The 8,472-nt window shown below is 41.2% G+C and carries 7 protein-coding genes; 5 read left to right on the top strand and 2 right to left on the bottom strand.

Annotated features, from left to right (window positions below; genetic code table 11):
- Positions 1 to 404: 404 nt before the first annotated feature.
- Positions 405 to 1,415 (bottom strand): ornithine carbamoyltransferase, encoded by a 1,011-nt coding sequence (gene argF / locus B0183_RS11365; RefSeq protein ID WP_078208821.1) that lies wholly within the window; start codon positions 1,413 to 1,415, stop codon positions 405 to 407.
- 148 nt (positions 1,416 to 1,563) lie between these two features.
- On the opposite strand from argF, the gene B0183_RS11370 reads away from it, so the two are divergent.
- From B0183_RS11370 to B0183_RS11385, 4 genes are all read left to right on the top strand, one after another.
- Positions 1,564 to 1,842 carry a type II toxin-antitoxin system RelE/ParE family toxin gene (locus B0183_RS11370; protein ID WP_005712614.1) on the top strand — a complete coding sequence of 93 codons (279 nt, stop codon included), beginning with the start codon at positions 1,564 to 1,566 and terminating at the stop codon, positions 1,840 to 1,842.
- Positions 1,843 to 1,852: 10 nt separating this feature from the next.
- Positions 1,853 to 2,125 (top strand): HigA family addiction module antitoxin, encoded by a 273-nt coding sequence (locus tag B0183_RS11375; protein ID WP_078208822.1) that lies wholly within the window; start codon positions 1,853 to 1,855, stop codon positions 2,123 to 2,125.
- A 63-nt stretch (positions 2,126 to 2,188) separates the two neighbouring features.
- Positions 2,189 to 3,409 (top strand): ATP-dependent RNA helicase RhlB, encoded by a 1,221-nt coding sequence (gene rhlB, locus B0183_RS11380; RefSeq protein WP_035494018.1) that lies wholly within the window; start codon positions 2,189 to 2,191, stop codon positions 3,407 to 3,409.
- Between the two features lie 9 nt (positions 3,410 to 3,418).
- The gene (locus B0183_RS11385) at positions 3,419 to 4,906 is read left to right on the top strand and encodes a helicase HerA-like C-terminal domain-containing protein (protein WP_078208823.1); all 1,488 of its coding nucleotides are present in this window, start codon (positions 3,419 to 3,421) and stop codon (positions 4,904 to 4,906) included.
- 160 nt (positions 4,907 to 5,066) lie between these two features.
- Here B0183_RS11385 and B0183_RS11390 read toward each other — a convergent pair whose 3' ends face one another.
- On the bottom strand, positions 5,067 to 5,609 hold the full coding sequence (locus tag B0183_RS11390; RefSeq protein WP_021115958.1) for a single-stranded DNA-binding protein: 543 nt from the start codon (positions 5,607 to 5,609) through the stop codon (positions 5,067 to 5,069).
- Between the two features lie 301 nt (positions 5,610 to 5,910).
- Here B0183_RS11390 and uvrA point away from each other — a divergent pair.
- Positions 5,911 to 8,472: excinuclease ABC subunit UvrA (gene uvrA / locus B0183_RS11395; RefSeq protein WP_078208824.1), on the top strand; the 2,562-nt coding region annotated here is incomplete at its 3' end.

Here is an 8,472-nt window from a genome sequence, read left to right on the forward strand (position 1 = left end):
AAAGATATAACCGCAATTGAGAATGTTCACTTTACTCATCAATTATTAGCTAATGATGCTCAGAGGCTAGAAAAGCGCAAACTCCAGGTTTTGAATATAAAAATGGTGTTGCCGTTAATGAGTACAATAAGCAAGTTATTTGAGACTCACTCAAACTGATTTCAGATAAAACTAAAATTACCTTCCAAGAAAGTAGCGAGGAATTCCTAGCAGACGGAACAGGCATTAACTTTGTATTTTCTGAAATGAAAGAATCCCTACTCGGATTTGCGAGTCACGGCGGTAACGTGCATTTGAATGCCCTGAAATTTTCTGACAAGCTCACCCCAGAAAACCAAAGAATTTCTACCCTTTTACACGAAACCATGCATGCGTTAGCATTAAAACACCCTTTTGCACCTACTCTACCCAGCCAATGTCGCCACCATCACCGCTTTAATCGTATGCATACGATTTTCTGCTTCATCAAAAACAATAGAGGCTTCGGATTCAAATACTTCATCCGTTACTTCTAATCCGTTCATTCCATATTTTTTCGCAATTTCTTTACCCACAAGGGTTTGGTCATCGTGGAAAGCGGGTAGACAATGTAAGAATTTTACATTTGGATTACCCGTTAATTTCATCAATTCAGCATTCACTTGATAAGGCTTCATTAAATTGATACGAGATTCCCAAGCGGATTCTGGTTCGCCCATTGATACCCAAACGTCCGTATAGACGAAGTCAACACCTTTAACCCCTTCTGCAACATCTTCTGTACAGGTAATTTTCGCCCCTGTTTTCGTAGCCATTTCTGCGACTTCGTCTAATAATGTTTGTTCAGGAAAGAACTGCTTAGGAGCAACTAAACGTAAATCTACCCCCATTAATGCAGCCCCCTCAACAAAGGAATTTCCCATATTGTTACGCGCATCACCTAAGTAAGCGAGCTTAATTTGATTAAGTGGCTTATTTGAATGTTCGATCATCGTAAGGAAATCGGCAAGAATTTGAGTTGGGTGAAATTCATCGGTTAAACCGTTCCAAACAGGTACACCAGAATAATCTGCTAATGTTTGAACTAATACTTGTCCATAACCACGGTATTGAATACCGTCATACATTCTACCCAGTACACGAGCGGTATCTTTCATTGACTCTTTATGTCCAATCTGCGATCCGCTAGGTCCAATATAACTCACATTCGCCCCCTGATCGAAAGCGGCAACTTCAAAGGCACAACGTGTGCGAGTTGAGCTTTTTTCAAAGATCAATGCGATATTTTTGCCTTGCATTGTTGGGACTTCTCGACCTGCTTTTTTGTCTGCTTTTAATTTTGCGGATAAATCTAGCAGGTATTGAATTTCATTTGGGGTGAAATCCATTAGACGTAAAAAATGGCGATTTTTAAGATTGATGGTGTTTGCTGACATAATGCTTTTCCTGATTTGAAATAAATAAGGCTTTTATTATAAAGCCTTTCAATAAGAGAACAATGGGAATTTATGGGAGTGATGTATCCTATTGCTTTACATCCCATCTCTTTTTCTGTATAGTTTAGCGATACAATCAGGAGGGCAGATGATTATTTCATTTAAGCATAAAGGATTGAAATTATTTTTTGAAACAGGATCAACTGCAGGTATTCAGGCAAATCACGCTAGTAAACTTGCTTTTCAATTAGCCACTCTAAACCAAGCAAAAAGTGCTTTAGATATGAATGCACCTAGCTGGAATTTACATCAATTACAAGGTAATCTAGCTGGGCATTGGTCTATCAAGGTAAGTGGAAATTGGCGTTTAACTTTTAAATTTCAAAATGGTCACGCTGAAGTCGTGGACTATCAAGATTATCATTAAGGAGCTATCAATGAAAATGTACAATCCAACTCACCCAGGGCTTATTTTAAGAGAATATATTGAAGGATATAATGTCACAGAAGTGGCTAAACGTTTAGGTGTCACTCGTGTCACGCTTTCTCGTATTTTAAATGGCAAAGCTGCAATTTCACCTGAAATGGCTCTTAGATTAAGCCAATTATTAAAAACTAGCCCAGAATTATGGCTTGGTTTACAATCCCAATACGATCTTTGGCAGCTTGAACAACGCCCAAGTTTTAATATTCAGCCGTTATTTGCATAGCACTTGTTGTATGTTGCAACGTTCTGCTCAAAATTTACCGCTTGTTGCTTATAGGAGAACATAATGTCTAAACACCTTACTGAACAACGTTTTATTGATTTTCCGATTCACGACAGTGTCTTGGCTGCTCTTGATAGCAAAGGCTTTGAATTTTGCACACCCATTCAAGCGAAAACGTTGCCTTATACACTGATCGGACAAGATATTGCAGGGCAAGCCCAAACAGGAACAGGGAAAACCCTTGCATTCATCGTAGCGACCTTTCATCATCTATTAAATCACGATATTCCAACCAAACATAATCAACCTCGTGCTTTAATTCTTGCACCAACTCGTGAACTTGCGGTACAAATTGCCTCTGATGCATCAATTTTAACGCAGTATGCGGATCTGCGTTTAGCTCTTGCCTATGGTGGTGACGGCTACGACAAACAGCTACAAGAGATTGAGCGTGGAGTTGATATTTTAATCGGCACAACAGGACGGGTGATTGATTATGTCAAACAAGGCATTATTGATCTCGATAAAATTCAAGTCGTGGTGTTAGATGAAGCGGATCGAATGTTCGATCTCGGTTTTATCAAAGATATTCGCTATTTAATGCGAAAATGTCCGAAACCCGAAGAGCGTTTAACAATGTTGTTCTCTGCAACGCTCTCTCATCGTGTGCGTGAACTGGCATTTGAAGATATGCACAATGCAGAATATGTGGAAATTGAGCCACTACAACGCACAGGGCATCGGATTAAAGAGGAACTGTTCTACCCTTCTAATGAAGATAAAATGGCATTACTTCTAACATTAATGGAAGAAGAGTGGCCTGATCGTTGCATTGTGTTTGCCAATACTAAACATAAATGCGAAGAAATTTGGAGCTACCTCAGTGCAGACGGACATCGAGTTGGCTTGCTAACAGGCGATATACCACAGAAAAAACGCTTGGCATTATTGGATAGCTTTACGCAAGGGGAATTAGATATTTTGGTGGCAACAGATGTAGCTGCTCGAGGTTTACATATTCCTGATGTGACACACGTCTTTAACTATGATTTACCAGACGACCGTGAGGATTATGTTCACCGTATAGGAAGAACAGGACGAGCAGGGGAAAGTGGAGTTTCGATCAGCTTTGCTTGTGAACGTTATGCCGTAAATCTACCAGCAATTGAAGAATATATCGGACACGCTATCCCTGTTAGTCAATACGATAGTGAAGTACTTTTAGCGTTGCCAAAGCCACAAAAAGCCAAAACAAGAACACTACAAGGCAAGAAATATAAATAAGGAGAAAAAATGAATTACACCATTGCACACAGTAAATCAGGCAATCTCATTTCTTTGACCGCTAAAATGGCAAACCGCCACGGTTTAATTGCAGGAGCAACAGGAACAGGGAAAACTGTTACATTGCGAAAACTTGCTGAAACTTTTAGCAATGATGGCGTTCCCGTATTCCTAGTTGATGTCAAAGGTGACTTATCTGGCTTAGTGCAAGCGGGAAGTTATCAAGGAAAAATTGCAGAACGTATCGATCAATTTGAACTGGGTGGTGAAGCATACTTAAACGGATTTCCAGTTTCTTTCTGGGACGTATTCGGCGAATCAGGCATTCCATTACGCACAACCATTTCAGAAATGGGGCCAATGTTACTTGCTCGTTTGTTGAACTTAAATGACACTCAAGAAGGTTTATTAAACCTCGTTTTCCGTGTCGCTGATGATCAGGGGTTATTACTGATTGACCTTAAAGATCTTCGTGCAATGCTCAAATTTGTTGCAGAAAATGCCAAAACATTCCAAGTTGAATATGGTAACGTTTCTGCCGCAAGTGTCGGTGCAATTCAACGAGCATTACTAGCCCTTGAAAATGAAGGGGCTGCAAATTTATTTGGTGAGCCTGCTTTAGATTTACAAGACTGGATCCAAACTCGTGATGGACGTGGTGTGATCAATGTGCTTAACTCTGAAAAATTAATCAATTCCCCAAGAATGTATGGAGCTTTCCTGCTTTGGTTTATGGCAGAATTATTTGAACAGCTTCCTGAAGTGGGCGATCCTGATAAACCTAAATTTGTTCTATTCTTTGATGAGGCACACTTACTATTTGATGGAGCACCAAAAGTTTTAGTGGATAAAATTGAACAAGTAGTACGTTTAATCCGTTCAAAAGGTGTTGGAGTATATTTTGTCACACAAAACCCACTCGACCTACCAGAATCCGTACTAGGACAGCTTGGTAATCGAGTGCAACACGCTTTGCGTGCTTTTACACCGAAAGATCAAAAAGCGGTCAAATCCGCAGCGGAAACCTTCCGCGCCAATCCAAATGTCAATGTTGTTGAAGCGATTACCCAATTAGGGGTAGGTGAAGCGTTAATTTCTGTGTTAGATGAAAAAGGAATGCCGACACCAGTTGAAATCGCCTATGTTTACCCGCCACAAAGCCAACTTAAACCGATTTCACAAGAGGAACGCCTATCTCTTGTAAAACAGGACGATCTTTACTTCCATTATAGCCAATATGTCGATAATGCTTCTGCCTTTGAAACACTAAATGCACAGGCACAAGCTCAACAGCAAGCGGTAGAACAAGCAAAAGCAGAAGAAAATAGTTTCTTAGGTGGAATGCTCGGAAGTATTTTTGGCACTAAGAAAAAGAGTGAACAAACTATTGCAGAACAAGTGGTTAGCGGTGTTGCCCAATCGGTTGGTAGAAACCTACGCAATCAAGTCACAAAACAGATTATGCGTGGGATTTTAGGGGCGATTACGAAAAAATAAGAGCTGTAAGGATAAAATTAATACGTGGCGGTTAAACTCTGAAAAACACGATTCCTATAAGCTAACTGTAACAATTTTTTTCTGTCTCTGCTCTCATCTCTCATCTCTTCTAACTAACATTAATATGAAAAATGCGGCGTAAAGCCGCATTTTTTATAAATTAAAATGGAATATCATCATCAAAATTATCCATTGGTGGTTCTGCTTGAGCCGCAGGTTTTTGGGCTGGTTGCGGTCTGGTTGCGTTGCCCCCATTGAAGTTGTTATTTTGAGCATAGTTGTCGCTGTAGCCGCCTTGATTGTAGTTGGTTTGCGCTGGTGCTTGGTTCCAACCGCTACCTTGATTTCCGCCAAAATCACCGCCACTGCTACGGCTGTCTAACATTTGTAGTACATCGCCTTGAATTTCTGTGGTGTAACGATCTTGACCGTTTTGATCTTGCCATTTGCGTGTTTTGAGCTTGCCTTCTACATAGACTTTTGAACCTTTGCGTAAGTATTGTCCTGCTACTTCTGCTTGACGACGGAAGAAAACGATACGGTGCCATTCGGTGACCTCACGGCGTTCGCCTGTCATTTTATCGTTCCAACTTTCACTGGTTGCTACGCTTAATGTTGCAACCGCATCGCCGTTTGGCATTGTACGCATATCTGGGTCATTACCGAGATTGCCGACAATAATTACTTTATTTACACCTGCCATATCAAATCCTCTTAAATAAATTGTGTTGGTTAAATGTAGTTTTGCGTAGGGACACACTGCGTGTGTCCGAAACTATATGTTTGTATTTATCGGGGACACACGCAGTGTGTCCCTACCTCATTAGTTCAAAAATAATAGTTATGTATTTTTGTACATAATATTGTAAAACATTAAAAGTTATTTTGCCTGAAAATAAAAAAAAATCATCTATTAAAACTGATATTTTGTACAGTTAATCAATTTATGAGATAATGATCGAAAATTTGAAAATTTTTGCTTTACATTTGTTTAGAAGGCAGTTATGCAACATATTGATATTCGTGGGGCGAGAACCCACAATTTAAAAAACGTGAATTTGGTTCTTCCGAGAGATAAGTTTATTGTGATTACGGGGTTGTCAGGGTCAGGCAAATCGTCTTTGGCTTTTGATACCCTTTATGCTGAAGGGCAACGTCGTTATGTGGAAAGTTTATCCGCTTATGCTCGCCAGTTCTTGTCTTTGATGGAAAAGCCTGATGTCGATCATATTGAAGGACTTTCCCCTGCGATTTCAATTGAGCAGAAATCTACCTCGCACAATCCTCGTTCTACGGTGGGAACGGTGACGGAAATCCACGATTATTTGCGTTTGTTGTTTGCTCGTGTGGGCGAGCCTCGCTGTCCTGATCACGATGTGCCGTTAGCGGCTCAGACGATTTCGCAAATGGTGGATAGAGTGCTGGAAGAACCTGAAGGTAAGCGTTTGATGTTGCTTTCTCCTGTGGTGAAAGATCGTAAAGGTGAACACGCAAAATTATTAGAAAATCTGACCGCTAATGGCTATATCCGTGCCAGAATTGATGGGGAAATTTGTGATCTGTCCGATCCGCCAAAACTTGAATTGCAGAAAAAACATACGATTGAAGTGGTAATTGATCGTTTTAAAGTGCGTAGCGATATTGCGACCCGTTTAGCTGAGTCCTTTGAAACGGCATTGGAACTCTCAGGTTCAACAGCGATTATTGCCGATATGGACGATCCAAATGCAGAAGAGTTAGTGTTTTCGTCGAGTTTTGCTTGCTCTCACTGTGGCTATTCGCTGACGGAATTAGAGCCACGTCTTTTCTCGTTTAATAATCCTGCTGGGGCTTGCCCAACTTGTGATGGTTTGGGAGTTCAGCAATATTTTGATGAACGTAAAGTGGTGCAAAATCCTGATATGTCCTTAGCAAGCGGTGCGATTAAGGGCTGGGATCGCCGTAGTTTCTACTATTTCGGTTTGTTGAAATCAGTAGCGAAACATTATGATTTTGATATTGAAATGCCGTTTAATCAGTTACCGAAGAAAATTCAAAATATCATTTTAAATGGTTCAAAAGATGAAATTGAATTTGTCTATGTGAATGATCGGGGTGATAGCGTTAAGCGAGTTCACACTTTTGAAGGGGTGCTGAATAATATGGCTCGTCGGTATAAGGAAACCGAGTCAAATGCAGTGCGTGAAGAGCTGGCTAAATATATTAATAATCGTACTTGTACCGATTGTGAAGGCTCTCGTTTACGTCGTGAAGCCCGTTATGTCTTTTTAGAGAAAACCAACTTGCCGATGGTGTCGGAAAAAAGTATCGGCGAAGCCTTAGAATTTTTTGAAGGCTTACATCTGTCTGGGCAGAAAGCACAAATTGCGGAAAAAATTCTCAAAGAGATCCGTGAGCGTTTGTCTTTCCTTGTTAATGTAGGGTTGAACTACCTTTCGCTCTCTCGTTCGGCAGAAACCTTATCAGGTGGTGAAGCTCAACGTATTCGCCTTGCCAGCCAAATCGGTGCAGGGTTAGTGGGAGTGATGTACGTGCTTGATGAACCGTCTATTGGCTTGCACCAGAGAGATAACGAACGTTTGTTGAACACTCTTATTCATCTTCGGAATTTGGGTAATACCGTGATTGTGGTTGAACACGATGAAGATGCGATTATGGCGGCAGATCATATTGTCGATATTGGACCAGGGGCAGGGGTACACGGTGGGCAGATTATTGCTCAAGGTACGGCTCAAGAAATTATGCAAAATGAAGCATCAATTACGGGCAAATTCTTATCGGGTAAGGAAAAAATCGAGATCCCGAAACAGCGTACCCCACGAGATGAAAGCAAACAGCTGGTGTTAAAAGGGGCGAGCGGTAATAACTTGAAAGAAGTCGATTTAGCTATTCCTATCGGTCTGTTTACTTGTATTACAGGGGTATCGGGTTCGGGCAAATCCACCTTAATTAACGATACCTTATTCCCGATTGCTCAAAATGCGTTAAACCGTGCAGAAAACAGCGATGTCGCCCCTTATAAGAGCATTGACGGATTGGCTTATTTCGACAAAGTGATCGACATCAATCAAAGCCCGATTGGACGTACGCCACGTTCAAACCCTGCGACTTATACAGGTTTATTTACCCCGATCCGTGAACTCTTTGCAGGCACTCAGGAAGCAAGGGCAAGGGGTTACACTGTCGGGCGTTTCAGTTTTAACGTACGTGGCGGACGTTGTGAAGCCTGCCAAGGTGACGGGGTGATCAAAGTTGAAATGCACTTCTTACCTGATGTATATGTGCCGTGCGACCACTGTAAAGGCAAACGCTATAACCGTGAAACCCTTGAAATTCGCTATAAAGGCAAAACCATTCATCAAGTGTTAGATATGACTGTGGAAGAAGCTCGTGAGTTTTTTGATGCCGTGCCGATGATTGCACGTAAGCTACAAACTTTAATAGACGTAGGCTTATCCTATATCCGTTTAGGGCAATCTTCTACCACCCTGTCAGGTGGCGAAGCTCAGCGGGTGAAACTGGCAGCGGAATTATCCAAACGTGACACGGGCAAAACCCTCTATATT

It is taken from the genome of Glaesserella parasuis, from assembly GCF_002015085.1.
Classification (GTDB): Bacteria; Pseudomonadota; Gammaproteobacteria; order Enterobacterales; family Pasteurellaceae; genus Glaesserella; species Glaesserella parasuis.

Coding starts and splice junctions, on each gene's coding strand:
- rhlB (WP_035494018.1), top strand. CDS start 2,189: ATGTCTAAACACCTTACTGAACAACGTTTTATTGATTTTCCGATTCAC.
- argF (WP_078208821.1), bottom strand. CDS start 1,415: ATGTCAGCAAACACCATCAATCTTAAAAATCGCCATTTTTTACGTCTA.
- B0183_RS11375 (WP_078208822.1), top strand. CDS start 1,853: ATGAAAATGTACAATCCAACTCACCCAGGGCTTATTTTAAGAGAATAT.
- B0183_RS11390 (WP_021115958.1), bottom strand. CDS start 5,609: ATGGCAGGTGTAAATAAAGTAATTATTGTCGGCAATCTCGGTAATGAC.
- B0183_RS11370 (WP_005712614.1), top strand. CDS start 1,564: ATGATTATTTCATTTAAGCATAAAGGATTGAAATTATTTTTTGAAACA.
- B0183_RS11385 (WP_078208823.1), top strand. CDS start 3,419: ATGAATTACACCATTGCACACAGTAAATCAGGCAATCTCATTTCTTTG.